Raw genomic sequence first — 26,911 nt, forward strand, 5'->3', positions numbered from 1 at the left:
TTCTCCATGCGCTAACGTACGTGGTTCACCTTAACGAAACCGTCCAAAGAATTTTTTGAACGGTTTTTTCATTTGAGAAGGCTACCCGCAGGTGCAGCTCAGCACCGGTTTTCTCGCGGCTCCGGTTTCGTCTAAACGGGTCACTGGAGTAGTATAAGGAGCATTTAGCAAAATGTCCGGGTGCTCCTCTGCTTCCTTCACGATCCTGATCATCACGTCGATGAAGGCGTCGAGCGTCTCCTTGCTTTCCGTTTCCGTTGGCTCAATCATTATACATTCCTCTACATTCAGGGGAAAATAGATGGTCGGCGGATGGTATCCGAAATCAAGGAGTCTCTTCGCCACATCAAGTGTGCGGATACCGTATTTAGCGAGTCCCTTGCCGGACATGACGAATTCATGCTTACATAATTCCGGGTAAGGCAGGTCGAAATACGGGGCTAGCCGGTGCATCATATAATTGGCGTTCAGTACAGCGTCCTCTGACACCTGACGTAATCCTTGCGGACCTAGACTGCGGATATAGGTGTAGGCGCGGACGAGAATCCCGAAATTGCCATAAAAAGCTTTCACCCTACCGATGGAGCTGGTCGAAGTGCTTGGATTTTCCCCGTGGCTGCCGCGGATCGCGTAGCGTCCCGATTCCTCCTTGATCACTGTCGGCTCGGGGAGGAAAGGCTTAAGCAACTCCTTCACACCGACCGGGCCAGCGCCAGGGCCGCCGCCGCCATGCGGTGTGCTCATCGTTTTGTGCAGGTTTAGATGGACGACATCAAAGCCCATATCGCCCGGGCGCGTAATTCCCATGATCGCATTGGAATTGGCCCCGTCATAATAAAGCAACCCCCCGGCAGTATGCACAATTTCGGCGATCTGGACAATGTCTTCCTCGAACAGGCCAATCGTGTTCGGGTTCGTGAGCATAAGCGCCGCCGTATCGCTACCGACGGAGGCTCGCAGCGCGTCAAGATCTACCATGCCGCGCGCGGTGGAGGGGATGGTTACCGTCTCGAAGCCAGCGACGGAAGAACTGGCTGGATTCGTTCCGTGCGAGGAATCCGGCACGATTACTTTAGTCCGGTTCTCCCCGCGGCTTTCATGGTAGGCGCGGATCATCATCAGGCCCGTCCATTCCCCGTGGGCTCCGGCCGCCGGCTGCAGGCTAACCTCGTCCATCCCGGTAATACCGGCAAGGTCTTCCTGTAGACGGTACATTAGCTCCAATGCTCCTTGCAGGCTATCCTCAGGCTGATAAGGATGGATTTTAGAGAAGCCGGGGTACCGGGCTACATCTTCGTTGATTTTCGGATTGTACTTCATCGTACAAGAGCCGAGCGGGTAAAAGCCGTTGTCTACGCCGAAATTACGGCGCGACAGACCGGTATAATGGCGAATTACATCGACTTCGTAAACCTCGGGGAAGGCGGGGGCTTCGCCGCGCAGCCGGCCGGCTGGTATCAGCTGCTCCTTAGGAACGACAGGAACGTCGCATTCCGGAAGAGAATAGGCAATCCTGCCCGGGCGGCTTCGTTCAAAAATCAGCAGGCTATCTTCTTTAGCTCCGTTCATTTCATTCATAACGATTCCTCCAATAGGCTTGCGAATTGGTCAATCTCCGCTTTCGTTCGTTTTTCGGTGACAGCCACCAGCATATGAGCGGAAAGCTCCGAGTAGCTACGGCCAAGCTCATAACCGCCAATAAATCCTGCTTCCAGAAGTCTTGTTTGCAGCTTCTTCATATCGGTATTTTCGGGGAGGTGAATCACGAATTCATTAAAAACAGGTGCATCAAACGCAAGGCTTACTCCCGGAATGGAGGCCAAGCGTTCCTTGGCGTAGTGGCATTTCTGCAAATTGAGCTCAGCTACCTCAGCCATGCCTTGCTTGCCCATAACAGACATATAGACCGAGGCGGTTAACGCCAGTAGAGCCTGATTAGAGCAAATGTTGGAGGTCGCCTTCTCGCGCCGAATATGCTGCTCACGCGCCTGCAGCGTCAGCACGAAGCCGCGCTTGCCGTTTCGATCGACGGTTTGCCCGACGATTCGCCCGGGAATTCGGCGCATATACGCCTCGGATACGGCGAAAAATCCACAGGTAGGGCCGCCAAATGAAGGTGAGATGCCGAGCGGCTGCGCATCACCGACGACGATATCAGCGCCAAGTTTACCGGGAGCTTCAAGGAGCCCTAACGAAAGCGGGTTGCTGCTGACGATCATGAGGCCGCCGTGTTCATGAATCAGCTTCGCCATGCCTTCAATGTCTTCAATTGCACCGAAGAAGTTAGGGTTTTGTACCAGAACGGCTGCGGTATCTTTCGTGACCGCAGCCGTAAGCGCCTCAATGTCCGTCACGCCCTCAGACCAGCCAACCTCTACAATGTCAAGGTTCAGGCCGTGTGCATAGGTTGCCAGCACCTGTCTGGCCTCGGGGTGAACGGTTCGGGAGACGACCAGCTTCTTGCGCCGGGTCGCGGATGCTGCAAGCGATCCTGCCTCGGCGATCGCCGTTGCCCCGTCATACATGCTGGCATTGGCTACTTTTAGCCCTGTCAGCTCACAAATGTACGACTGAAATTCGAAGATTGCCTGAAGCTCGCCTTGGCTGATTTCCGGCTGGTAGGGAGTATAGGCCGTATAAAATTCCGATCTGGAGGTGACATGCCCTATAACGGAAGGAATATGATGGTCATAAATGCCTGCGCCCAAAAAGCTGACATAACGGTCCGTATCGGCATTCCGTGCGGCCAGTATGGACATATGCCGAGTTAGTGCGTATTCGTCAAGCTGCGGAGACACCGGGAGTGTTCCTTGGTAGCGCAGATCATCCGGTATGTCCTTAAACAGCGCATCCACGGAATCCACGCCAATTACAGCCAGCATTTCCTCGCGATCCTGTTCGGTCAGAGGTAGATAACGGTGCTTCAACATAATATTGGCTCCTTTCACCGCTTGGCGGATGAGTTTCGACGATAGAATGGCAGCGGCACAACCTTGGCTTTGAGTCGTTTGCCACGGATTTCAACCTCCAGCTCCGTACCCATCTCTGCAAAGGAGCTATCGATCAGCGCCATGCCCAAACTTTTTTTAAGCGTAGGGGACTGTGTACCAGTTGTTATTTCACCAATAGTAATTTGTGTCTCCCCGGCAATAACAGGGTAATGGGTGCGGGGAATACCGCGGTCAAGCATTTCAAGCCCCACCATTTTGCGGGGCAAGCCTTGTTCATGCATCTCCCAAAGGGCCGTACGTCCCACAAAATCACCCTTAATCCACTTCACAAATCGATCTAGACCCGCCTCCAGCGGAGTAATACTCTGGGATAGTTCTTGGCCGTACAAGGGAAGCGCGGCCTCAAAGCGCAGCGTATCTCTTGCGCCAAGGCCTGCGGGAACGAGTTCGAAGCTTTCTCCGGCCTTCATCAGTACATCCCAAAGCGCCGGGGCATCCACCGCGTTCAAGTACATTTCGAACCCGTCTTCCCCGGTGTAACCGGTTCGGGAGAGGAGAAGCGAAATGCCTCCAACATTGGCTTGAGGCAGGAAACGGAAGGGCTTTAAGCCTGTCAGATCGGCATTGCACACGTTCGATAGAATGGCTGCAGCGTGCGGCCCTTGCAAAGCGAGTAAGGCAGTATCATCAGAGGCATTACGCAGCTCTACGCCCGATTCGGGAAGGTGCTGCTGCAGCCACGCCCAATCCTTGTCGATGTTGGAGGCATTGACGACAAGCATGAACTCGGCTTCGGCCAGCTTATAGACTAGCAGGTCGTCAACGACGCCGCCATTCGGGTAACAAAGCAGTGTATACTGAGCTTTTCCAGGTTCAAGCAACGTTACGTCATTGGTCGTCATTCGCTGCAAAAAGCTCTTCGCCTCCGGACCGGTGCAGTAAAATTCGCCCATATGCGATACGTCAAACAGCGCGGCTCGCTCGCGGGTGGCTTCGTGCTCTTTCTGAATACCGCTGAACTGTACCGGCAGCTCCCAGCCGCCGAAATCGATGCAGCGAACACCCTCGTATTGATGGTAGAGGGGATAGAGCGGCGTTTTTTGCAGATTGTGGTCAGACATTGGATCACCTCAAGTGTAGCCGCTAATGGGCCGTTTTGAATTTTCTTTGTTTACCAGCTAAATTTGAGCATAAAAAAACAGGCCAAAGAAAATATCGTGCATGTTTAAAACATGCGGATTTTCTCGGGCTCTGTCCTTGGTACCTGAGAGTTACCCTGTATAGGTGCTCGGCATAAGGTGTGAAAAACACAGGTTTCCCCTTGGGTGATTCGCGGGATTGCGAATTCTCTCCAGAGATGCGTCCGGCAGAAGTCCTTTTGCCTGAGAGATTCACCGCGGGTGTGCGGCTTGCTCCTTCGGCGTTACAGTGCGGTGCTCCGTAATCTCTCCCTCTGCCCTCAACCGCTGACTACACATCCATTAATACCCAAATCCCGTGAATATGTCAATAAAGTTATCATAAAAATTTTTATTATTTTTAAGATGTATTAAAGGCAGCGTTTACATGATACCGAATCTAGGATTAGTGTTAATAATATTGACATGATAGCTAGATTTGGAATAATCTGAACGTGGAAGTTCTCTTATAGTCAGACATTTCATATTCTACCTGTATTTAATAATTCGGATTACCACCCGAAAAGAGGAGGAGACTGGCGTGGCTAGCGTTATTAGGGAGAATGTTTGGTACAGTGAGGAGCATGAATGGGTGCTTGATTTAGGCGATGGTACGGTAAAAATCGGCATTTCCGACATAGCCCAACACCGGCTTGGTGATATTGTATTCGTTGAGTTGCCGGATCTGGGGCAGGAAGTAGAAGCGGAGGATGGCATCGGGACAATCGAGTCGGTCAAGACGGTGGCTGATTTGTTTACGCCGGTCGGCGGAACGGTGCTCGAAATTAACGGGAAACTGGAGTCGGCCCCCGAGCTTGTGAATGAGGAGCCGTACGACGGTGGCTGGATGGTTCGGATTCGGCTTAAGGAAGACCCAAATGCCGCATTTGCCAAGTTGCTGGATGCGAAGGGGTATGCGGAGTTTATCGAAAAATGATATGTTGGTACGCGCAGACTAGTTTCTCTCAAATAGCAGCACAATAACATTTAAGTCCAAGCTATAGACGACAAAACATAGTAAAAAACCGCTGAAGAGATTCCCTCTTCAGCGGTTTTCCTGTTCACTATTTGGCTTAACGTTTGGGAGGGAGCAGCAGAGAACGGTATAGCACCTCGAAAATAAACTCAAAAGCCTCAAGTCGGTGTTTTGTCTCCAACGCTGTTTTTCCCCAAACGTAAATACCGTGATTTCGCATCAAAAAGCAAGGGACATCCAGGTTTAGTGCCCCGGGGATTTGTTTAGTGATCGATGATATGTCCACGCTATTAGGGAGTATAGGAATACGTAACTGCTCGGATTCCCCAACAATACCTGTACAGAAATCCCTGGTTAGCTCGTTACCCTGTACTGCAACATAGCCTTCGTCACTGTAATAATCACTAAGCACATGATTAAAAACCGTATGGACATGATAAACCGCACCGCAGCCGGTCATTCGATAGATTTTCGCATGAACAGGCGTTTCAGAGCAAGGCTCCAGGTCGGTCGCTTCACAAGGATTCCCTGCAGCATCTACGAACAGATAGCTTTCCGCCGAAATGGGCGATCTGTCCTTCACACGAGAGTTGACCGCAAAATAGAACTCATTCGGGGTAAAACTGCCAACCCGGACTGACAGATTTCCGCTCGAGCCCGGAAACCAGCCGAGTTTGGCCAACTGGTCATTCATGGCTCGCAGCTCCGCAAGAGCTGTTTGCTTTTCCTCCCAACGGATGTCCGCAAACGTCATGTGCGGGGTCCTCCTTTTTGTGCACTCAATCGCTAATTATTTTTGATCATAAATATCATGTTATTTCAGGGCTTCCTTCACGTCATTGCCCATTTCGTGCGAGCGTTCCGTAGCACGGTGCACCGCAGCTTGAACGAGCTCCAGGAAACGCCCCTGATTAAGCACCTCCAGCGCAGCCTGGGTTGATCCGTTCGGCGATGTAATGTCGGCGCGCAGCTTGGACGGCTCCTCGCCGGTTTCCGTCATCATGCAGGCGGCGCCGAGTACAGTCTGTACCGTCAGATCCCTTGCTTGCTCAGGTGTGAGTCCGCCGTCGACGCCTGCGGCGATCATCGCTTCCATCATATAGTAAATATAAGCGGGACCGCAGCCGGAAATACCGGTTAAGATTTCCATTTGTTCTTCCGGAATGACACTTACGGTTCCTACTGCCTCAAACATCGATAACGTTTGGGCTCTTTCAGCTTCAGTTACTTCTTCTGAGAAGGAGATGCCGGTTGCCCCCTGACCGATCGAGCACGACGTATTCGGCATGGTTCGAGCAATTGGGGCTTTAACGCCAAGCAGCGCTTGAATAGTAGAAATCGAAAGCCCGGCAACCATCGAAATGATGAGTTGTCCTTCTTGAAGCAGTGGACCTAGCTGAGTTAGCGCTTCGCCCGCGTCCTTCGGCTTCATAGCGAGTACGATAATGGAGGCGCCTTGCAGGTACGAGCGTTTGGATTCTTCGTGATTGGCGGTCATAACGCCATAACGGTCCGACAAGTAAACGAGCCGTTCCTGGCTTGAGCGGTTGAGCATGGCAATATGATCCGGACTGGCCACTTGTTTATGGATGAGCCCGCGGACGATCGCTTCCGCCATGGAACCGGCGCCATAAAAGCATATTTTTGAAGCGGTCAGAGAATGGTTTAAATTCATTGCAAAAACCTCCTGGTGTATTGGCAGACGTCTACTGCCGAATTTGTCCGTTACCTTGTATGATATATTTGCTAGAGGTCAGAGCCGGCAGCCCCATCGGACCCCGGGCATGCAGCTTTTGCGTACTGATGCCGATCTCTGCGCCAAAGCCAAACTCAAAGCCATCCGTAAAGCGGGTAGAGGCGTTGTGGTATACGGCGGCTGCATCGACCTCTCGCTGGAAGCGTTCCGCATTCCCCGTGTCCTCCGTGACGATGCATTCGGAGTGCTTTGTGCCGAAGCGGCGAATATGTGCGATCGCCTCATCCAGATCGTTAACGATTTTGACGTTCAGGATATAGTCGTTGTACTCCGTGGCATAGTCCTCATCGCTTGCTGGAACAGCCCAAGGTACGAGCTGTCTCGTAGCTTCGCAGCCTCTTAATTCAACGCCTGACTCCTTAAATCGGTTTGCCAAGTCGGTAAAATGCTGAGCCGCAAAGTCCTTGTGCACGAGCAGCGTCTCCATCGCATTGCAAACCGAAGGACGCTGTACTTTGGCGTTCAGCGAAATGGAGGTAGCCATTCTCGGCTGTGCGGAAGCATCGAGAAACGTATGGCAAATGCCGGCGCCGGTTTCAATTACCGGAACGGTGGCATTTTGCACAACATTCTGAATCAGCGAGCTGCCGCCGCGTGGGATAACGACGTCAAGCAGGCCATTCAGCTTGAGCATTTCATCGACGGAAGCGCGGCTGGGGTCCTCGATCAGCTGTACGGCATTCTGCGGGATAGCGGTAGCTGCCAGCGCCTGATGAATGATCTCAATGATTTTACGATTGGAGGAAAGAGCAGAGGAGCCTCCGCGTAGCACGACGGCGTTACCGGTTTTGAGGCAAAGCCCCATCGCGTCCACAGTCACGTTCGGACGCGCTTCGTACACGATGCCGATTACGCCAAGCGGCACACGACGCTTTACAATGTGCAGCCCGTTCGGGCGGTCAATGGTTTCGAGCACATCTCCGACCGGATCAGGCAAATCGGCGATTTGCCTCAGCCCTTCTGCGATACCTTTGATTCGTTCGGGGTTTAAGGCCAAGCGATCGAGCAGAGAAAGAGAAGTTCCGTTCTCCCGTCCGCGCTGCAGGTCCTCCTCATTAGCGGCGATGATTTCTGAACAACCGCTCTCAAGCGCTTTTGCTACGGCTAATAGAGCCTCATTTTTTTGCTCGGTCGTCAAATTATTCAGCACAGATACGACCTTTCCGGCAAGCTCGGCTTTGTGTCTCACTTCACTCATGTCTTAGAACCTCCTTGTTTTTTTGATGATGGTTTTTGGATGACTAAGCTTTTAATGAAATCCATTCATCGCGGTGAATGACTTCCAGTCGGTGCACCGACTCCATTTTTTTAATGACCTCGGTGCTAGGCAGGCCCAGAATGTCTGACATCTGGTCGGCATCATAATTAACAATCCCCCGGCCAAGGACTTCACCAGCTTTATTCACGACCTCCACCACATCACCCGTGTGGAAGTGTCCGGTCGTTTGCTTGACGCCAACCGGCAGGAGGCTTCGGCCTCCGTGAATCAGCGCCTCCTCGGCGCCAGCGTCTACGGTGAGCGTTCCAAATGGAGTGGAGAAGAAGCCAAGCCACTGTTTCTTGCGCGGGAGAGCAGCGCCGTGAGCTTCAAAATAGGTGCCCCGCCCGTCCCCCAGAAGGGCTGCACGTAGCTCACCGGGTTGATCAACCTTGCCTACAAAGACCGGAACGCCTCCTAAAGAAGCGACTTTAGCAGCATCAATTTTGGAGCGCATGCCTCCGGTACCGACGGAAGAGCCGGCTCCTCCGGCAATAGCATAGATGTCGCTAGTGATTTCGGTTACGCGGTTAATCCGGCTAGCAGATGGATCAATACGCGGATCTTTGGTGTAGAGTCCGTCCATGTCCGTCAAAATAATCAGATGATCAGCTTTGATGAGATTTGCAACGAGAGCTGACAGGGTATCATTGTCGCCGAATTTCAACTCGTCTATAGAAACGGTGTCGTTCTCATTGATGATAGGCAGCACGTTTTGCCGCAGCAACTCTTCGATAGCCATACTAGCGTTCCCAGTTCGCTTGCGGTTCTGAAAATCGGAACGGGTGAGCAGCACCTGCGCCGCGGATATGCCGTGTTCGGCCAGTGCTTCACGATAGTTCTGCATAAGCAGTGCCTGCCCTACGGCTGCAGCCGCTTGCTTCTCATGAAGCAGCTTCGGACGTTCGGGGTATCCGATTTCGCGGAAACCGGCCGCAACCGCTCCAGAAGTGACAAGCAGCAGCTGCAGATCAGCCTTCATGAGATTGGCTAGTTCATTTGCATAATATTGAACCGCATCCCGATTCAGTCCTCCTTCCGACGAAGTCAGCGAACTGCTTCCAATTTTTACGACGATACGACGCAGCATCGAGACCACTCCTAACGCATAAATATCTTCTTTAGAAAAACTGACTTAAAAATAAAAAAACCTCCGCCTTTGCATGCAAAGGACGAAAGTTTAACTTCCGCGGTACCACCTTTATTGATGAGGTTATCATCCGACTTGAATGCCCGGTAACAGGGGCGCTGTCCGGCTTGTATCCGGCCGCTCGGGGATAGGGTTCGGAAAGGGCAAGCTTGTAAATTCTTTCAGCCTAAGGAATTTACTCTCTGAGCGCCGCTAAACTTTCGTACTGGTCCCGTCCTAGCGTTTATGGCTTAACGAATATAATCATTGTCATTAATTAATGTTAGAATAACACGCGTTTCACAGGTTTGCAAAAGAAACCCCGTAAAATTGGACTAATTTTGTTCACGAAACCCCCACCATACGCATGATATATTTTCTTTCTGGAACAAAAAGTGAATTGGTTGCGGAATTAACAAAGGGCCCGCTATGATGGATTCAGAATATAGCCACGTAGATATGAACTATGTACTGCGACGACGGTTTCGATTTCTCGAGGGAGGGTGGAATTCAAGCGATGACCGATCAGAAAATCAATCTACTGACTAATTCATCGTTCGAGCGAAAAGCGGATATTTCTAGAATAGCCTTAGTTCAAAGCGACATCATACTCGGAGAGCCGAAGAAAAACCGTGAAAAATTTGAACGGCTCATGGAGCAGGCGGTCTCCTCCGCTGAAAAGCCTGATCTAATCGTCTTGCCGGAACTGTGGAACACCGGTTATGCCCTACAAACGATCGATAAGCTTGCTGATCCGGAAGGCGAGGAGAGTCGCACTTGGCTCTCTACCTTTGCGAAGCGGCATGGTGTTTATGTCGTTGGCGGGTCGGTCGCCGAGAAACGCAGCGGAAAAGTGTACAATACGATGCTCCTTTTTAATCGCCTAGGCGAGGAGCTCGGCAGCTACTCCAAAATCCATTTATTTCGCTTAATGGAGGAGGAGAAGCACTTAACTCCAGGAGATCAAAAAGTAACGTTTGATCTGGGCGGAGTTACGGCTGGTGCAGCGATTTGTTACGATATCCGCTTTCCGGAGCTAGCGCGCAGCCTCGCGCTAAAAGGAGCCAAGCTGCTCATTGTGGCGGCCGAGTGGCCGCATCCTCGGCTCCATCACTGGCGAACACTGCTTATGGCCCGGGCCATCGAGAACCAAATGTATGTCATAGGCTGCAATCGGATCGGCACAAGCGGCAGCGATTCTTTTTTCGGCCATTCGATGATCATTGACCCATGGGGCGAAATTGTAGCCGAAGGTGGCGAAGAGGAGGGAATTATCTCCGGCGAAATCGATCTATCCCTCGTAGACAGGGTTCGAAACCAAATTCCGGTGTTCACTGATCGCAGGCCATCGCTTTATGAGCTGTAGATCGACTTTCGCTGCTCCATAATGACTTTAAACGTTTCGATAAAGGCTTCTGCCGCTTTAGACAGATAACGCCCTTTGCGATAGGCGATCACCAGTGTCCGGCTAGGAACGGGGGCCGTAAGCGGAACATAAATCGGGATCAGCTCGCTGCGTTTCGCACGGGCGATAAAACGCGGAACCAGGGTGATCCCCATCCCCGCAGCAACGAGGGATTGGACGGTTTCGATATTGTTGCTCTCAAACACAATGTTCGGCTCAAATCCGGCTCCGTGACATAAATCTACGGTTATTTTACGGAATCCCTGGCCTTTCTTGAGGACGATAAAAGGCTCATCCTTTAGCTGCTCCAGTAAAACTCCGTCTGTTGATGCTTCTGGGGAGGCCAGCCGGTGATTCGGGGGAACCGCCAGATCGATCGGCTCTTCTCCGATCGGTACACAGGTCAGTGTAGGCTCTTGAAGCGGCAAGGAAAGCAGGCTAAGGTCGGTTCCGCCGCCGGCCGTCAGCTTTTCCAAATTCAGCGAGGTGTCTTCCAGCAAAGTGATTTCAATATTCGGGTATGCGTCCTTAAATGCGGGCAGGACATACGGCAGAAGGTGAGAGCCGGTAATCGGCATGCTTCCGACGACGACGCGGCCAGCCCGCAGTTGGGAGATGTCGTCCATTTCCTGACGGAGCTGCGCTACGGCATCCATAATTTTTTGGGCGTGTTCGATAAAGCTGGCCCCAGCGTGCGTGAGCTCTACCGTGCTCGTATTGCGCTGAAACAATTTTACGCCGAGCTCTTGCTCCAGCTTGGATAGCTGCTGGCTTAGTGAGGGCTGGGCGATATGCAGTTTGTCGGCCGCACGGGAGAAATTTCTTTCCTCGGCAATTTGCAGTGTGTATTGAAGCTGTCTAAGTTCCATAATTCGACTCCTTTGCGGGAGAGTATATTTTGCGTTCGAAAAAATGATAAAGCGATGGTAGGAGAATGTATTTTCTTATAGGGCTTGCCTATGAACAGTATACAGCATATAGGGCGATCCCTCACATAATTCATCTTCATACGATCGTCTGAGGCCAAACATGAAAAATTTGTCTTACGATGTCTCGTCCCGGTATAATAATAGACAAACGACAAGTGCTGGAGGTTTTTCGCTTGAAAAAATGGGTGAAAGAGATAAGCGGCTGGGGTGCATCAATTGTTCTGGGCTTTTTACTTAGCATCGTTATTGGCATTTTTATTATTCAACCCTATAAGGTTGATGGTTATTCCATGGAGCCGACATTAAACAACAATCAACGAATTTTTGCCTGGAAGATCAACCATGTGCTCGATAAGTCACCGAAATATGGGGATATCGTAATTATCGACAGCCGGGTGGATCGGAGCCGTTCGTTCTGGGATGATATTAAGGAACAGCCTCTCGTCTCGCTGCTGTCCGGTGAAGGTAAAAAGGAAATTTTTTATGTTAAAAGGGTTATCGGCTTACCGGGTGATACGATAGAAGTAAAGGATGGCAAACTTTTCCGTAACGGCACGGTTCTCCATGAGCCTTATATTAAGGAGGAGATGGTAGCTGGCACAGAACAAAGCTGGGAAGTGCCTGTGGGCCATGTGTTCGTTATGGGTGACAATCGCAACAACAGCAAAGACAGCCGGATGATCGGCCCTGTACCACTGGATCATGTTATGGGGATTGATTCGTTTTAACATAAAATACTGAGCTTAACAGTCAAGGACCGATTGGAGTTATCTCCAACGGTCCTTTTTTCTGAATATCACCTTTGCGCCTTATAGTTTCAACCTATTACTTCTATAGTTATTATATCTTGGATCAATGAGCAAGGACATGATATATTGAATTCAACATTTGAAACAAGTTCGATTCCTTGTGTGGGGTGAATTTAATGAGCAGCAAAAAGACTATGTATGAAAAAATTTGGGATAATCACGTTATCTATCAAGAAGAGGGTAAGCCAAGCATCTTGTATATCGATTTGCACCTCGTTCACGAGGTTACCTCGCCGCAGGCGTTCGAGGGACTTCGGCTCAGCGGTCGTAAAGTACGGCGCCCTGAGCTGACCTTTGCAACGATGGATCATAACGTTCCTACTAAGGATCGGTACAACATTACCGACCCGATTTCCAAGCAGCAAATTGATACGCTGTCGAACAATTGCCGCGATTTCGGGGTTACACTGTATGACCTTGACACAATCGACCAAGGTGTTGTTCACGTTATGGGTCCTGAGCTTGGGTTGACGCATCCCGGGAAAACGATCGTTTGTGGTGATAGCCATACCTCAACGCACGGCGCGTTCGGAGCACTGGCTTTCGGGATCGGCACAAGCGAGGTTGAACATGTCCTTGCTACACAGTGCTTACAGCAGGCTAAAGCGAAGACGCTTGAGGTTCGTTTTGTAGGTAACCGCAAGCCGGGCGTAACGGCAAAAGACATGATTCTTGGTGTTATTGCGAAGTACGGAACGGATTTTGCAACCGGGTATGTTATTGAGTATACGGGCGAGGCCATTCGCAAGCTGTCGATGGAGGAACGTATGACCGTCTGCAACATGTCGATCGAAGGCGGCGCGAGAGCAGGACTTATTGCTCCGGACGATACGACGTTTGAATATTTGCGCGGCCGTCAGCATGTTCCGCAAGGCGAAGCTTTCGAGCGTGCCATTGCCGAATGGAGACTGCTCACAACCGATGAAGGCGCGATATATGACCGCGTTGTTGATTTCGACGTTGATTCGCTCATTCCACAGGTGACCTGGGGCACTAGTCCTGGTATGGGAACCGGAATTGATGCCAACGTGCCGAATCCGACTGATTTTGAGACTGAAAATGAACGTAAAGCGGCGGAGAAAGCGCTTGAGTATATGGGCTTGACACCTGGTACGCCGATGAAGAATATCGGGATTGATTATGTATTTATCGGCTCATGCACGAACGGCCGAATCGAGGACCTGCGTGCAGCTGCGCAAATCGCCAAAGGATACAAAGTTTCCGATAAAGTTACCGCAATCGTCGTGCCGGGATCTGGACGCGTGAAAATCCAGGCCGAAAAAGAAGGATTGGATAAAATCTTCACGGAGGCAGGATTTGAATGGCGCGAGGCGGGCTGCAGCATGTGTTTGGCCATGAATCCGGATGTTTTAGAGCCAGGACAACGCTGCGCATCGACCTCCAATCGGAATTTTGAAGGACGGCAGGGACGCGGTGGTAGAACGCATCTGGTTTCTCCGGCCATGGCGGCTGCGGCGGCGATCAAGGGACATTTCGTCGACGTGCGCGAGTGGGAAACCAAGAGCGAAGTCGTAAGCTAACCTAGGTGAAGAGGGGAGAATCAAACGATGGATGCATTTAAAAAACTAACAGGTGTGGTCGGTCCGGTCGACCGTGTTAATGTAGATACCGACGCTATTATTCCTAAACAATTTCTAAAACGTATTGAACGCACAGGATTTGGTCAATTTTTGTTCTATGAGTGGCGTTTTGATACCGAAGGAAACGTCAACCCTGAGTTCGAGTTAAACAAACCTCGATACGCGGGAGCCTCTGTGCTGATTTCTCGCGTAAACTTCGGCTGCGGTTCCTCCAGGGAGCATGCCCCTTGGGCTATTCTCGATTACGGTTTCCGCTGCGTAATTGCACCGTCCTTTGCAGATATTTTCTACAATAACTGTTTTAAGAACGGTATTCTTCCGATTAAGCTGACCGAGGAGCAGGTTGAGGATTTGTTTAAACGGACATCTACCCATGAAGGGTACAAGTTGACGGTTGATCTGGAGAGCAAAACGATCTCTGATGATTACGGTCTCAATCTCAAGTTTGATCTGGATGAACATCGTCGTCAATTTTTGCTACAGGGTCTGGACGACATTGGTCTGACGCTGCAGCATGAGGATCTCATTGCGGCATATGAACAGAAAAAGTTTGGCTGAATGGAATAAACTGTTATTCTATAGTTAATGCAAGGCGCGAGTTAAAGGAGAAACCCTTAGCTCGCGCTTTTTGTCGTTCTTTTTTTAACCTGCTTATTCACCCAAACAATGGGATGCCGAAAAGAAAGAAGTAATTTGTCTATCGCTGTCTTTCTATAAAAATATAAGTCTATGAGGAAGTAATTTTTTCTGATATTATGGAAGTAATTAGCAACCTTTTTCCCTTCGGTGTCGTCTATATATTAGATGCCGCATTAGAGCAGTCCTCTGCACGGGTGATTGATTTCGCGCAATATGAACTGCCTCTTAAACGTCGTCTGATGTCCTCGAAGATATCTCCAAAGGCGTTTTCTTAACCGGTAAATTACGAGATGGGGTAGGGATTAATTGATGAAAAAATTCGGCTTTTTTCTGATCGCATTGTTATGCTTACTGACTTTTCCGGGGCTGAGCAAAGCTGCTTCAGCCGGGACACACATTTTTTTAGACGGCAATGAGCTGGAACAGCCGAAGGGTGCTCAAGCCGGGCTTGTGAAAGGGAATGTTATGGTCCCGATCCGAATCGTTGGCGAAGGTCTTGGATATCAGGTCGGATGGGATAAGAAGACTAGTACCGTAACGATTTCCCAAGACGGTACCATCATTCATCTAGTGCTGGGTAAATATTCAGCAACTGTGAACGATAATAAGGTAAAATTAAACGGCGCTCCGCTTCAGCAAGCAGATACAACACTTGTGCCGCTTCGTTTTGTCGGTGAGCAAATGGGTTTGCAGGTCAGTTGGGACAACGAGTCCAAATCCGCCTATTTATACAGTCCTAATCATGGCTCTTCTGGGAAGGCTGTGCCAGGTGGCAGTAGTAAGCCTCCAGTGACGGAAAGCCAAAACTCTGGGACCGTCCCGGAGCCAGAGCAGGATAATACATATCAAACAAACGTTCCTTCAGGCGATGCTGCTAAAGTTGACAAGGTTATGATCAATGGCGTTAGCTTTAGCGAAAATCGGTTAATGGTTGCCGTTTCCGGCGCCGTCAAGCCAAATGTGTTCAAGATGAGTGGCCCGGAGCGGATTGTGGTAGATATACCAAATGCTGATTTTGGAGAACATTTTACCGATACCTCTGCCCTGGATGCTACTAAGAACGGCCAGCTTCCGGTTACAGAATATCCGGATGTATCCCAAATTCGCTATTCCTTATTCAGTACCTCTCCTTCAACCGTACGATTTGTTATTGATTTAACCCAGAGCAGTCAATTTACGGTTACGAATGCTGGGGATGGGCTCGTCATTGTCGAATTAACGGATAATTCATCGTCGCCGGGTACTGTAATCCCGAACACGGATGGCAAACCGACGGTGGTTATCGATGCAGGTCATGGAGGGTCGCAGCCGGGAACATTGAGCGCGACCAAGAAGCAGGAAAAGGATTTTACTTTGGCTGTAGCTTTGAAGGTGGAAAAACTGCTCGCACAGCAGAATGATATTCACTATATTATGACCCGTACGACGGATGTGAAGATGTCTTTGGAGGACCGTGTAAAGGTCGCGAATGATAACAACGCTACGTTGTTTGTTTCTATTCACGGGAACAGCATTAACCCTGGAAGCAACCCGAGCGGTTCTGAGACGTATTATACTCGTGAAGCCAGCATTCCGCTCGCTAAGGTGATGCATAAGCATCTGGTCGAAGCTACGGGATTTGCTGATCGCAAAGTTCGCTACAGCAGCCTGCATGTAACCCGGGAAACAACGATGCCAGCCGTCCTTCTTGAGGTAGGTTATCTCAGCAATAGTAACGATGAAGCAGCCATGTATACGGAAGATTTCCAACAGCGAGTTGCGGAAGGAATCGTAGCAGGTATTAGAGAATATCTAGGTCTGTAGACTTTATGCTGAAGAAGTTGCAACCATAAGGGGGTTTGAAAAAAATGAGAAAAATCGGGATAATGTTAACGTTAATCGCCCTGTTGGTGTTTGCAGCTGGCTGCGGGCAAAAGGCGGAGACCGTTCCGACGGGGCAAGGTAATAACCAAGCGGTAACGAAGGAGGGCTCGGGTACAGCAACAACGCCCCAGACAAATCCTTCCGGTCAGGACGGCAAGAATGCAAGCAGCACAGATAAGAATAACGCTAACGAACCAAAGCATAGCACGGAGTCTGCCAAGCTGAAGATTCAAGCTTTTTATACCGATGATCAAATGATGGAATTGAAGTCGGTTACGCGAGAAATCGAAGTTCCTAAGGGCCACTCCAAATACGAGGAAGCTTTTAAAGCGCTGCAAACCGCAGACAAAGGATTGATTTCCCTTTGGGAGAAGGTAGTTCTAAACAGCATCTCCTATACCGATTCGGATAAGCAGGTTACGATAGATATCAAGCTCCCGGACGAAGCTCGGCTTGGTGCAGGCGGTGAATCGCTAGCGATCGATGCGCTTAAGAAGGCGATGTTTCAGTTTGATGAAGTGAAGCAGATCGAGCTTACGGTAGACGGAGCTAAACTTGAATCGCTGATGGGGCATGTGGATTTGGATCATCCGATGACCCGGCAAAGCAAATAATATTCCTGATCGGAACATAATCGGAACACAAAGCACTGCGGTTTTTAGTAACCGGAGTGCTTTTTCTATATTAAGGAAATGAAGCGTTTACATATAACGAGTTAGCAAAAATTACGTGAAAATATGGTATAAATTCGCAACTTTCCAAGATTACTGGCGTCTAATATGTCGTCTGACGATGTCGAAATAGCGGACGTTATCATCGGTCATCATAAGGCAAAAATACTAGGATGGTAGGGGTGACGGATGAAGCAAAAAAGTATAGCAGCCTTTGTTTTTATGTTTATGTTTTTGTTCTCATTCACGCAAATAGGACATGCAGCTGCAGGGGGGACCAGCATTTACTTGGATGGTAAAGCGCTGAATTTGCCTGCGAACGGACAAGTCCAAATCGTGAATGGGAATGTGATGATTCCATTTCGTGTCGTCGCGGAGGAGCTGGGATTTGACGTCAACTGGGATAATAAAGCGCGCACGGTAACCATACGGCAATCCGGTACAACGCTTACAATGATTGTGAATGAAACGGTCGCAGAGGTGAATGGGAGTAAAGTCAAACTACCTGAGTCTCCTATGCTCGCTAAGGATACCACTCTCGTACCAATGCGCTTCATTGGGGAGCAAATGGGACTCAAAGTGAGTTGGGATAATGAAACCAAATCAGCTTATTTAGTTAACCCCCATTCCGATTCTGGCAGCGGAAAGCAGGATACTGCCGGATCTAGCAGTCAAACACAGCAAACCAAACCTGCTTCAAACTCAAATTCCTCATCGAATTTAGCCTCCGTCAGCGGAATTGGTTTTAGCGAAAATCGCCTGACGATTGCATTAGACAAAAATGTAACACCTCACGTCTTTACGATTAGCGGCCCTGAACGGCTAGTGATTGATCTGCCCCAAGCAAAATTTGCGGAAACGTTGAATGATGGGCATCTGCTGGATAGCAGTCAGAACGGATCTTTTGATGTAACCGATTATCCGGATGTTTCCAAGGTAAGATATTCTTTATACAGCAGTAATCCATCGACTATTCGCATCGTTCTGGATTTGAATTATACCGTAAAGTACCAAGTGGTAAATGAAAATAACGGACTTATTATCGTTGATTTAAACACAGGAGATGCTGTTGTTCCGACTGACAATGGACAAAAAACAGTAGTCATTGATGCGGGACATGGAGGCAGCGATCCAGGGGCTTCAAGCGTAACGAAGAAGAAAGAGAAAGAGTTTACACTCGCGGTTGCACTGAAAGTGGAACAACTGCTTAAGGAAGAAACAAAGATTAACGTAGTGCTTACGCGTAATAGCGATACATATCCGACACTATCAGATAGGGTGAAGATCGCTGAAGGTGTAAATGCGGACATTTTTATATCCATCCACGGAAATGCGGGTTCTTCTACAGCCAGTGGCGTCGAAACCTATTATACCCGGGCCGAAAGCTCTAATTTGGCGAAAACGATGCACAAATATTTAGTTCAGTCTTCGGGACTATCCGATCGTAAAGTCCGAACGGCAAGTCTGCACGTAACGCGGGAGACGACGATGCCTGCCGTCCTACTGGAGTGCGGTTATTTGAGCAACAAGAGTGATGCAGCCCTGATGTATACGGATGACTTTCAAAACAAGGTAGCTCAAGGCATCGTTGAGGGTATAAAAGAATATCTCGGGATCAGCTAATGCACCAGGATAGGAGGAAGCAACCATGAACAAGAAAATTTTTACTTTAGGATTACTGGTTGTTCTGCTTGTCCTCAGCAGCGGCTGCGGGCAAAAGCCACAAAGCTCATCTAGCAATAAAGAGAGTAATGCCGGGTCAAATATTCAAACCCCTGCGGCAGCGGTACCGCAGGAAAACAAGTCGATAAAGATTGAGGCCTATTATACAGACGATCAAATGCTTGAACTGAAGAAGGAAGAGCGAGAAATAGCGTACCGACAGGAAAAAGATAAGTACCTTGAAGCGTTAAAAGCCTTGCAAAATAGTTCCAAACAGGAGCTTTTCCCGCTCTGGGGCAAGGCCGTGTTCCAATCGGTGTCACTTAAGGACGGACAGCTTACCGTGGACTTAGAACTACCGGATGAGGCTCGCCTAGGTGCCGGAGGAGAGGCGCTTGCTCTCGATGCTTTGAAAAAAACGCTGTTTCAGTTTTCCGAGGTGAAAACAATCGAGCTGCTTGTTGATGGTCAAAAGGTTGATACCTTAATGGGCCATGTCGAAATTGAGCAACCGCTGTCAAGAAATTAGAGGGTTTTGAAGGAACTCGCCTACCTTTCGTCGAACATGAAAGAACACCTATTTGCAGAAGGGGAGAATTTAATGTCATCATACAAACGTAGTTATAGACGAAGTACCCAAAAAGCCATGACCGCCATGCTGGCAACGGCGATGTGCCTGGGCGGAGGAACCGCAGCATTTGCAGCGGGAAATGTACCAGCTCAAACTCAAAATACAACCCAGGTGTCCACAGCAGCGTCTCTCTTTAGCGATGTGCAGAACGGATTTTGGGCGGAAAAACATATATACAAACTCGCCGCCGAAGGCATTATTTTAGGTGATGCCGGCAAATTCCGGCCCGCCGATAGTGTAACGCAGCAGGAAGCAATTGCTATGGCGATTCGCTTCATGAACTTGGACTCACAGCTTGGAAACGGTTCCGGAGCTCCGGCGGATATTAAGGTAGGTAATTATTTCAAACCTTATTTGGAGCTTGCTCTGTCCAAGAAACTGATCAATAAGAATGAAGAAGTTGCTTCTACTGCAAGCAAAGAATCTTGGGGCGAGAAGAAGGCTTCTCGCGAATGGATTGCTAAACTTCTGGTTCGCGCTTTAGGCAAGGATGCGGAAGCAAAGGCGGCCTCTGGCACAGCTACCGGATTTGCCGACCAAGCTAGCATTTCAGCCGCAGCTCGGGGTTACGTAAACGTTGCGTCTCAACTGAACCTGACGAAAGGTCTTGAAGGCAACAAATTTGATCCGCAGGGCAAAGTGACACGGGCGCAGATCGCAACCTTTTTCAGCCGAGCCGGTGAGTATATTAACCCGGGTTACACCAATGTTTATGAAGGCATCGTGACGGAACTAACGGACACTAAGATTACCCTTTATACGGGGGGCAAACTGAAGAGCTTCGTTCTTGATAACCGTTCTGTGTATTTCGCGAAGGACTCTGAAACCAAAGCAACGAAAAGTGCACTTAAGCTGTATACGAAAGTAATGGCTGTAGACAAGGTGGGATCAGCGGCCTATGTGGAAGTAACTGACCCGCAGCAGCAGCTGGAGCGCACGGAAGGCACATTGCTTCGGATACTTAACGGAAATCGCATGCTGCTGCTTGTGAACAACGATTCGGTAACCTATAACTTCGATAATAGCACTACGTTTCTTGATCAGAATGGAAACACCATTTCGGTGGACAAGTTGGTGCCTGAGAGTACGATCATTGTTCAACGAGAAACCTTCACAGCGGATAAAAAACCGGTTATCGTACAGGTGAAATCCGCACAAGTAAATAAATCCGGGAGCGGTACGGTTGCTAAAGTTGATTTGACTGGAAAAACGATAAGCATTAAGGATGCTTCCGGTTCGACGGATACGTACCGATATGACGACAATACGATTCTCTTGTATCAGAACCAGCGTCTCAATCAAATGGGTGAAGTCAATACAGGGGCGTCTGTGAAATACACGGTGAAAGACAATGTAGTTACCTCTCTGGAGGTAACCGAGGGAATTGAGCGGACCGTAACCGGAACGCTGCTTAGCTTGGATGGCGATTCATTGATTAGCTATACCAATGCAAGCGGGCGTGATGAGATTAAGCGTTTGGCTAGCAAGCCAGTCGTTGTCATCAGTGGTATAGCCGAAGCTACTCTTAGCGATCTAATTGCTGATGTTAAGGGCGGAGATAAGGTTGAACTGACGCTCAATGCTAAGGATCAAGTCACAAAAATCGTGGTCACCGGACGACAGTCCGAACAGGCTTCTGACCTGTCCGTCGTTAAGTATGATCCGAAATATAGAGCCTTGATGGTAGTGGACTCGAATAAAAAGGTATCCGCCTTCACCTTAGATGATAAAACGAAGGTTGACTACAACTCGAGTGCCCCTACGCTGTCGGGTGCTGAAGCGCTGCTTACCGAAGGCAGAAAAATCAATTTGACTACGATTGGTAATCGCGTGCTCTCGCTGCAGGTCATTTATAAATACGAAGGAACGTACGTTTCCGCGAATACGACGGCCAAGAAAATTACGATTATGCTTGCTGGTGGTAAGACGGTGGAAGTACCATATCAGGGAGCGACACCAACGATCGATATCTATGGGAAGAGCGGTGCAACTCTTGCTGACATTAAAGTCGGTGATCCGGTAACTGCATTGCTGTCTGCCAATCAGGATGCTTTACAATCACTGGCTGTAAAAGCCACTGTTCAATTTGAAATCTCCTCGGTAAATACAACGAATAGCCGCATCAGAGCAGTATCAAACGGACTTACGAGCGAGTTTTACGTTGATCATGCCGTACTTCTTGCTGAGAACGGCGGGGCAATCAAAGTAGCCGATTTGCAGCCTGGACAAACGATTAATGTCGTATTTAACGGTCAAAACGCCGTGTCGCTGCAAGTTATGAAGCTGACGCTCGGTAAAGTCCAAGGTATGGATGCTTCCACATTGGCGGTAAAATCATTTGCCGGATCTGTGGAGAATTACTCGTTAACCAACGGTGTTAAAGTACAACGCGGTTCGACAATTAGCACAGGCATTACGAGCCTAACTAACTCAGATCATGTTGAGGTCCGCAAGGATACGGACGGTTCCGTGCTGGTCAAAGTATTGTCGCCGCTTGAACGCAATTTGTCCCGTTATGATGCGAATACGAAGGAAATCATTCTCCTAAGAACGAGCTTAACGGATGATAAATATCGTTTTATTTTGACACCGGACACATATATTCACCAAGGTGACACTACATTATCCGTGCAATCACTCAAGGAAAATGATAAAATTGTTCTGTATTTCAACGGAGACAAGCTGGTTGAAATCGAAAAGCAATAATCATTTTCGTGTGGATAACCGTCTTGATGCGGGATATTTCCCGATCAGGGCGGTTTTTCTTCGCAGAAAATCGGGTAAGTGAAGGGGTGGAAACATGAATGCAGCAGATGTCCGACATATTTTGGACACGATCGGGGCCATGTTTCCGGATGCACGCTGCGAGCTCAATCACAGCAACGCTTTTGAATTAACGATTGCTGTGCTCTTGTCCGCGCAATGTACTGATGCGACCGTGAACAAGGTGACGACCGATTTGTTCCAGAAGTATAAGTCTCCCGAAGATTATGTTTCGGTTCCGATCGAGGAACTGGAGCAGGATATTCGCCGAATCGGTCTGTTCCGAAGCAAAGCGAAGCATATTCAGAACCTATGCCGAATTTTAATCGATCAATACGGTGGCGAGGTTCCAAGCAGTCACGATCAGCTGGTTACTTTGCCGGGTGTAGGGAGAAAAACCGCCAATGTTGTCGTCTCCAATGCCTTTGACGTTCCGGCCATCGCCGTTGATACCCATGTGGAGCGGGTTAGTAAACGGCTCGGTTTAGCAGGCTGGAATGACTCCGTTCTGGAGGTCGAGAAGAAGCTGATGAAACGGGTACCGAAAGACGAGTGGACATTAACACACCACAGGCTCATTTTTTTCGGAAGATATCATTGTAAAGCACAAAATCCGAATTGCCTGACCTGTCCGCTGCTGGATGTATGCCGAGAAGGCAAGAAACGTATGAAACGGTCACAAGTTAGTAAAAATATAAAGTGACAAAAAAAGAATGATAGTAGAGGATGAGGCCACATGAGATGTATTTCTGTATACACGGACAGCTTTGAGCTGTTTTCGGATTTGTTTGAGCAAGTAATTGATTTGCAGTTAGGTGAGAATGACGAGCGTGAAGTGGAAGGCGTCATCGTGAGCGATTCCGGTGAGGTGCCTGAGCACTACCTTGAGCGGATGTCCGCTAAACCCGAAGTCGTAGTTATGAAAGACAAAACAAGAGGCATTACGATCTTACAGCACGGCAAAGTATTTGAAATTTTGCTTCCTTCCCAAGAAGCTGCTGAAATCGTAGGCTAAATTCGGGTTTCATTTCGTTCAAAAAGAATCCCCTTGCGGCATGCAGCTAAGGAGTAGAGTAATCTCCTTAGCGGTGCTCGGGGGGATTCTTTTGCATATTTAGATATGCCATAAGATTCCGCGCCTAGTCCTTGTAGGCGATCAGTAGATCAGTATATGTGTAGTTCAACGCGTGAAAAATGGCCACCGCAGGACTTACTATTTCCATAACACTCACTGTTATTGTAGAACTGACCGTGTTCCGTGTTTGTAGAACTCACCAAGCCCAATTGTCCATTTTTAGATGTACGTATTGCAATTAAAATTGAAAAATCCAGAACTTGCCCGGAACTAGCTGCACTTTTTACATTTAAACTTGTCCGAGGCTAATCGCGCTTTAGTCTTGTAGAGAGACTGAGCAGCAAAAACGACAGCAAAATCGTACTGCAAGCTAGCGCCCAGGCCAGCGGTAGATTACCGGCATCTACGGCGAAGTAAATGGCCGTCGGTATCGTCTGGGTCCGTCCGGGAATGTTGCCGGCCACCATCATCGTAGCGCCAAATTCGCCAAGCGCCCGGGCAAAGCCAAGTATGAAGGCTGCCTGCAGCGAACGAAAACTGAGGGGCAGCAGGATGAACTTCAGAACTTGCCATTCGTTGGCTCCCTGTGTGCGTGCCGCTTCCTTGAAATCTTTATCCACCGATTGGAAACCGGCCTTCAGCGTTTGATAAACCAGTGGAAAACTTACGACGGCAGCGGCTACGATAGCTCCAAGGGGATGAAAAATAAAGGAAATATGAAAAAGAGTTTCGACCGCCTGTCCGATCCAACTGTGATGCCCAAGCAGAACAAGAAGAATTAATCCGATGATACTTGGAGGCAGTACGAGAGGCAGTAGAAACAAGGTCTCAAGCAAGGATTTTCCAGGAAAAGAGGCGGAAGACATCCTCCAGGCCGCAACAACTCCCAGAAGGAAAGAAATAATAGTGGCAGCAATCGATACCTGCAGTGATAACAAAACAGGAGCCCAAAATTGATCCGAAACAAAGATTGTATTCATCGATTAATTCCTGATGCAGTAAATCCGTATTTATTGAATACATGCTGCACTTCTTCACTGAACAAAAATTCAAAAAAAGTCTTAGCCTCGTCCGGATGCTTGCTGGCCGAAACAACTCCGGCCTGATATTCGATTGGATCATGGCTTTTCGGATCCATGGTAAGTATCATTTTGACTCCTTGGGCATGAGCCGCATCTGTTTTGTATACAAATCCAGCATCGACGTTGTCGGTATCCACATAGGAAATAACTTGTTTGACATCTTTGGTTAGGACTAGCTTGGGCTGAAGAGCATCCCACAGCTTATAAAAATGTAGAACTTGCTCAGCGTATTTGCCTGCAGGAACAGAATCCGGCATGCCAATAGCAATTTCACTCACCGTATCCTCTGTTAAATCATCAAGTGTTTGGATCTCTAAATTGCTTTTTTTAGGGACGACAAGCACTAGCTCATTTTTCAGGAAAAACTTCGTCAATTCCGGTTCCAGCTTTCCGGCCTTTAGTAATTCGTCTGTTTGTTTTTTACCTGCGGAAATAAACAGGTCGGCCGGAGCGCCTTGCTCGATTTGCCGCTGAAGGGTACCGGAGCCGCCAAAGTTATATGTAAGCTTGATATTCGTATGCTTGGTCTCATATACCTTAGCGATCTCCTCCATACTCTCCGTAAGGCTTGCTGCTGCAGATATGATGAGTTCGACTTTTTTCGTTTTCGTGCTGCCTGCTTGTCCGCTTTGGCTCACACTATTGCTTTTTTGTTCTTCACAACCGGTAACCGTGAACAAAGCGAAAACAACGAATATGAAAAGAAACGCTGAGATGCTTCGCTTAAAATTCATGTAACTCCCTCATCTCATAGAAAAACTAACAATGCATAACTAGATTACACTAATTCTTGTGAAACTGGCTAGTTGGTCGAGCAGAAAAGCGATGCTGGAGGTGGAAAAATAGGGTTTTCCCTAATGAAATTCGTTCCCAAGGGGAAACGCAAATGTTAAAATATTGATATTCTAAAATGAAACTTTATTTCGCATAGTGGAAGGCGGTCTATTTTTTTGTATGAAACCGATTGCAAATATGGTGGAACAAAACTTGCTAGACAAGCTCCGGATACTGGCCAAGACCCTGCTTGAGGAAGAGGATGACTTGGCGGCAAAGGAATTACAGGAAATTGGCGATAAGCTTTGTAAGGAAGAAATTGTAATAGCCTTTTGTGGTCATTTTTCTGCTGGAAAGTCCAGTCTCATAAACCGCTTGTGTGGTAAGCAGGTTCTGCCTTCCAGTCCTTTGCCAACGAGTGCAAATGTGGTCATGATTCGAAACGGATTACCGAGGGCGGTGCTAAGTTCGTCCGATCCATCGAAACCGCCATCTGAGGTGCCTGTACAGACAATCGAGCAATATGCTCGGAATGGGCTGGATTACACGCGTATTGAACTGTGGAACGAGGTTGAACTGCTGGGTCAAGGAGGCGTACTCCTGGATACGCCAGGTGTGGACTCGAACGATGCGGGTCATGCTTTAGCAGCGCATTCTGCGCTGCATTTGGCTGATATTGTTTTCTATGTGATGGATTACAACCACGTATCCTCAGAAACGAACCTAAGCTTTGCCAAATCATTAAGCGATTACGGAAAACCGCTCTATATGGTAGTGAATCAAATGGATAAGCATCGGGAGCAAGAGCTACCCTTCGAGCAGTACCGATCTTCGGTTGAGCAGGCGTTTCGGGTGTGGAATGTAAAGTCGTGCGGAACCTTCTACATTTCTCTAAAGGATGAGGAGCTTCCAGGAAATATGCTGCCTGGGCTAAAGCAATCGGTGGGACGCTTGCTAGACAGCGGGAGCAGTCTACTGGAATATAGCGCCTACACTTCGGCGGCCCAGTCTCTTCAGGGATATTTCAAGCGGCGTGCCGCTATAGAGGAACCGGAAAGACAAGCACTTGAGGAAGAGGCAGGTGGAGACAGCGACATTATCCAGATGGAGGAGGAGTTTAAAAAGCTTGAAGCAAGCGGGGGGGCAGATGAACAGATCTGGGAATCGCACCGGCAGGAATGGCTGAAACAGCTTAGCTCTATGCTGGAAACCTCCCAACTGATGATTCCGTCCGTCCGGGAGCTTGCCTCTCGTTATTTAGAGAGTCGCTCACCGGGATTTAAAGTGAAGGGCTGGTTTGGAAGTGGAAAAACGGAGAACGAGCGGCTTAAGCGTCGAGACGATTTTTTGCAGGCTCTCGGTGAGCAGGTGGATGCTCAGGTCAACTGGCATGTTCGGCAGGAGCTAAGATCAATTGGGCAGTATTTGCAAATTTGGAACGAGGTTTGGGAGCAAGAGCTGGATCGTGTACTGCCCAAGGTCGAGGAGTCGTGGATCTCGGAGTCGCTGCCCGGGGGAGCGCTGCTCTCCGGCGAAGCGACGCTTCATTATGCAGCGGCGGTTGCGGCGGGCGTCACAGCCCGCTACCGCCGCGCGGCAGCAAGCATGCTGGATGCCATGCTTGCCGTGCCGTCGCCGCTGCGCGCTAGCATCGCAGCGGCAGCAGAGGAGCGGCGCGCCGAGCTGGCGGCGCGCCTCCCGGCCGCCCGGCGTCTAGCTGCGCTGGACGCCGCGGCGAAAGCGCGCGAAGCGCGCTTGG

23 protein-coding genes and 2 riboswitches are annotated in these 26,911 nt (G+C 49.1%); of the genes, 13 read left to right on the forward strand and 10 right to left on the reverse strand.

Annotation, left to right across the window (positions count from 1 at the left end; genetic code table 11):
• Positions 1-81: 81 nt before the first annotated feature.
• From gcvPB to gcvT, 3 genes are read right to left on the reverse strand one after another with little or no spacing between them, the layout of a single operon-like run.
• The gene (gcvPB, locus tag ACFQ3W_RS21185; RefSeq protein WP_379321233.1) at positions 82-1,578 is read right to left on the reverse strand and encodes an aminomethyl-transferring glycine dehydrogenase subunit GcvPB; all 1,497 of its coding nucleotides are present in this window, start codon (positions 1,576-1,578) and stop codon (positions 82-84) included.
• Positions 1,575-2,930 carry an aminomethyl-transferring glycine dehydrogenase subunit GcvPA gene (gcvPA, locus tag ACFQ3W_RS21190; RefSeq protein WP_379321234.1) on the reverse strand — a complete coding sequence of 452 codons (1,356 nt, stop codon included), beginning with the start codon at positions 2,928-2,930 and terminating at the stop codon, positions 1,575-1,577. Before gcvPA ends, gcvPB begins: the two co-directional genes overlap by 4 nt.
• A 14-nt stretch (positions 2,931-2,944) precedes the next feature.
• Entirely contained in the window at positions 2,945-4,072 is a 1,128-nt protein-coding gene (gcvT, locus tag ACFQ3W_RS21195) for a glycine cleavage system aminomethyltransferase GcvT (RefSeq protein WP_379321235.1), read from the reverse strand.
• A gap of 128 nt (positions 4,073-4,200) precedes the next feature.
• A riboswitch (glycine riboswitch) is annotated at positions 4,201-4,308 on the reverse strand.
• A 3-nt stretch (positions 4,309-4,311) separates the two neighbouring features.
• Positions 4,312-4,414: riboswitch (glycine riboswitch) on the reverse strand.
• A gap of 256 nt (positions 4,415-4,670) precedes the next feature.
• On the opposite strand from gcvT, the gene gcvH reads away from it, so the two are divergent.
• Entirely contained in the window at positions 4,671-5,066 is a 396-nt protein-coding gene (gene gcvH / locus ACFQ3W_RS21200; RefSeq protein ID WP_379321236.1) for a glycine cleavage system protein GcvH, read from the forward strand.
• 136 nt (positions 5,067-5,202) lie between these two features.
• On the opposite strand, the gene mtnB is transcribed toward gcvH, so the two are convergent.
• The 4 genes from mtnB to proB are packed head-to-tail and all read right to left on the reverse strand — an operon-like array spanning position 5,203 to position 9,209.
• Positions 5,203-5,859 carry a methylthioribulose 1-phosphate dehydratase gene (mtnB, locus tag ACFQ3W_RS21205; protein WP_379321237.1) on the reverse strand — a complete coding sequence of 219 codons (657 nt, stop codon included), beginning with the start codon at positions 5,857-5,859 and terminating at the stop codon, positions 5,203-5,205.
• Positions 5,860-5,919: 60 nt separating this feature from the next.
• On the reverse strand, positions 5,920-6,780 hold the full coding sequence (gene proC, locus ACFQ3W_RS21210; protein WP_379321238.1) for a pyrroline-5-carboxylate reductase: 861 nt from the start codon (positions 6,778-6,780) through the stop codon (positions 5,920-5,922).
• Positions 6,781-6,811: 31 nt separating this feature from the next.
• Positions 6,812-8,059 carry a glutamate-5-semialdehyde dehydrogenase gene (locus ACFQ3W_RS21215; RefSeq protein ID WP_379321239.1) on the reverse strand — a complete coding sequence of 416 codons (1,248 nt, stop codon included), beginning with the start codon at positions 8,057-8,059 and terminating at the stop codon, positions 6,812-6,814.
• Between the two features lie 43 nt (positions 8,060-8,102).
• Complete coding sequence (gene proB / locus ACFQ3W_RS21220) at positions 8,103-9,209, reverse strand: glutamate 5-kinase (protein ID WP_379321240.1); 1,107 nt, start codon at positions 9,207-9,209, stop codon at positions 8,103-8,105.
• A gap of 556 nt (positions 9,210-9,765) precedes the next feature.
• On the opposite strand from proB, the gene ACFQ3W_RS21225 reads away from it, so the two are divergent.
• Positions 9,766-10,614, forward strand: coding sequence for a carbon-nitrogen family hydrolase (locus tag ACFQ3W_RS21225; protein WP_379321241.1), 849 nt, complete (start codon positions 9,766-9,768; stop codon positions 10,612-10,614).
• Here the strand turns inward: ACFQ3W_RS21225 and ACFQ3W_RS21230 are convergent.
• Complete coding sequence (locus ACFQ3W_RS21230; protein ID WP_379321242.1) at positions 10,602-11,522, reverse strand: LysR family transcriptional regulator; 921 nt, start codon at positions 11,520-11,522, stop codon at positions 10,602-10,604. The genes ACFQ3W_RS21225 and ACFQ3W_RS21230 overlap by 13 nt on opposite strands.
• 233 nt (positions 11,523-11,755) lie before the next feature.
• Here ACFQ3W_RS21230 and lepB point away from each other — a divergent pair, with 233 nt between their 5' ends.
• From lepB to ACFQ3W_RS21280, 10 genes are all read left to right on the forward strand, one after another.
• On the forward strand, positions 11,756-12,310 hold the full coding sequence (gene lepB, locus ACFQ3W_RS21235; RefSeq protein ID WP_379321243.1) for a signal peptidase I: 555 nt from the start codon (positions 11,756-11,758) through the stop codon (positions 12,308-12,310).
• 197 nt (positions 12,311-12,507) lie between these two features.
• The gene (gene leuC, locus ACFQ3W_RS21240) at positions 12,508-13,932 is read left to right on the forward strand and encodes a 3-isopropylmalate dehydratase large subunit (protein ID WP_379321244.1); all 1,425 of its coding nucleotides are present in this window, start codon (positions 12,508-12,510) and stop codon (positions 13,930-13,932) included.
• A 27-nt stretch (positions 13,933-13,959) separates the two neighbouring features.
• Entirely contained in the window at positions 13,960-14,550 is a 591-nt protein-coding gene (gene leuD, locus ACFQ3W_RS21245) for a 3-isopropylmalate dehydratase small subunit (protein WP_379321245.1), read from the forward strand.
• 390 nt (positions 14,551-14,940) lie between these two features.
• Positions 14,941-16,434 (forward strand): N-acetylmuramoyl-L-alanine amidase, encoded by a 1,494-nt coding sequence (locus ACFQ3W_RS21250; RefSeq protein ID WP_379321257.1) that lies wholly within the window; start codon positions 14,941-14,943, stop codon positions 16,432-16,434.
• Between the two features lie 44 nt (positions 16,435-16,478).
• Positions 16,479-17,108, forward strand: a complete 630-nt coding sequence (locus ACFQ3W_RS21255; RefSeq protein WP_379321246.1) for a GerMN domain-containing protein — start codon at positions 16,479-16,481, stop codon at positions 17,106-17,108.
• Between the two features lie 246 nt (positions 17,109-17,354).
• Complete coding sequence (locus ACFQ3W_RS21260) at positions 17,355-18,788, forward strand: N-acetylmuramoyl-L-alanine amidase (protein WP_379321247.1); 1,434 nt, start codon at positions 17,355-17,357, stop codon at positions 18,786-18,788.
• A 25-nt stretch (positions 18,789-18,813) separates the two neighbouring features.
• Positions 18,814-19,356 carry a GerMN domain-containing protein gene (locus tag ACFQ3W_RS21265; protein WP_379321248.1) on the forward strand — a complete coding sequence of 181 codons (543 nt, stop codon included), beginning with the start codon at positions 18,814-18,816 and terminating at the stop codon, positions 19,354-19,356.
• A 72-nt stretch (positions 19,357-19,428) separates the two neighbouring features.
• The gene (locus ACFQ3W_RS21270) at positions 19,429-22,164 is read left to right on the forward strand and encodes an S-layer homology domain-containing protein (RefSeq protein ID WP_379321249.1); all 2,736 of its coding nucleotides are present in this window, start codon (positions 19,429-19,431) and stop codon (positions 22,162-22,164) included.
• Positions 22,165-22,258: 94 nt separating this feature from the next.
• The gene (gene nth / locus ACFQ3W_RS21275) at positions 22,259-22,924 is read left to right on the forward strand and encodes an endonuclease III (protein ID WP_379321250.1); all 666 of its coding nucleotides are present in this window, start codon (positions 22,259-22,261) and stop codon (positions 22,922-22,924) included.
• Positions 22,925-22,957: 33 nt separating this feature from the next.
• Complete coding sequence (locus ACFQ3W_RS21280; protein ID WP_379321251.1) at positions 22,958-23,236, forward strand: NAD/NADP transhydrogenase alpha subunit; 279 nt, start codon at positions 22,958-22,960, stop codon at positions 23,234-23,236.
• Between the two features lie 365 nt (positions 23,237-23,601).
• Here ACFQ3W_RS21280 and modB read toward each other — a convergent pair whose 3' ends face one another.
• Positions 23,602-24,276 (reverse strand): molybdate ABC transporter permease subunit, encoded by a 675-nt coding sequence (modB, locus tag ACFQ3W_RS21285; RefSeq protein WP_379321252.1) that lies wholly within the window; start codon positions 24,274-24,276, stop codon positions 23,602-23,604.
• Entirely contained in the window at positions 24,273-25,112 is an 840-nt protein-coding gene (modA, locus tag ACFQ3W_RS21290; protein ID WP_379321253.1) for a molybdate ABC transporter substrate-binding protein, read from the reverse strand. The genes modB and modA overlap by 4 nt, the downstream gene beginning before the upstream one ends.
• 220 nt (positions 25,113-25,332) lie before the next feature.
• Here modA and ACFQ3W_RS21295 point away from each other — a divergent pair.
• A partial coding sequence (locus ACFQ3W_RS21295; protein ID WP_379321254.1) for a dynamin family protein occupies positions 25,333-26,911 on the forward strand: 1,579 nt, incomplete at its 3' end.

Origin of the sequence: Paenibacillus puldeungensis (assembly GCF_042678945.1) — a bacterium.
GTDB lineage: Bacteria > Bacillota > Bacilli > Paenibacillales > Paenibacillaceae > Fontibacillus > Fontibacillus puldeungensis.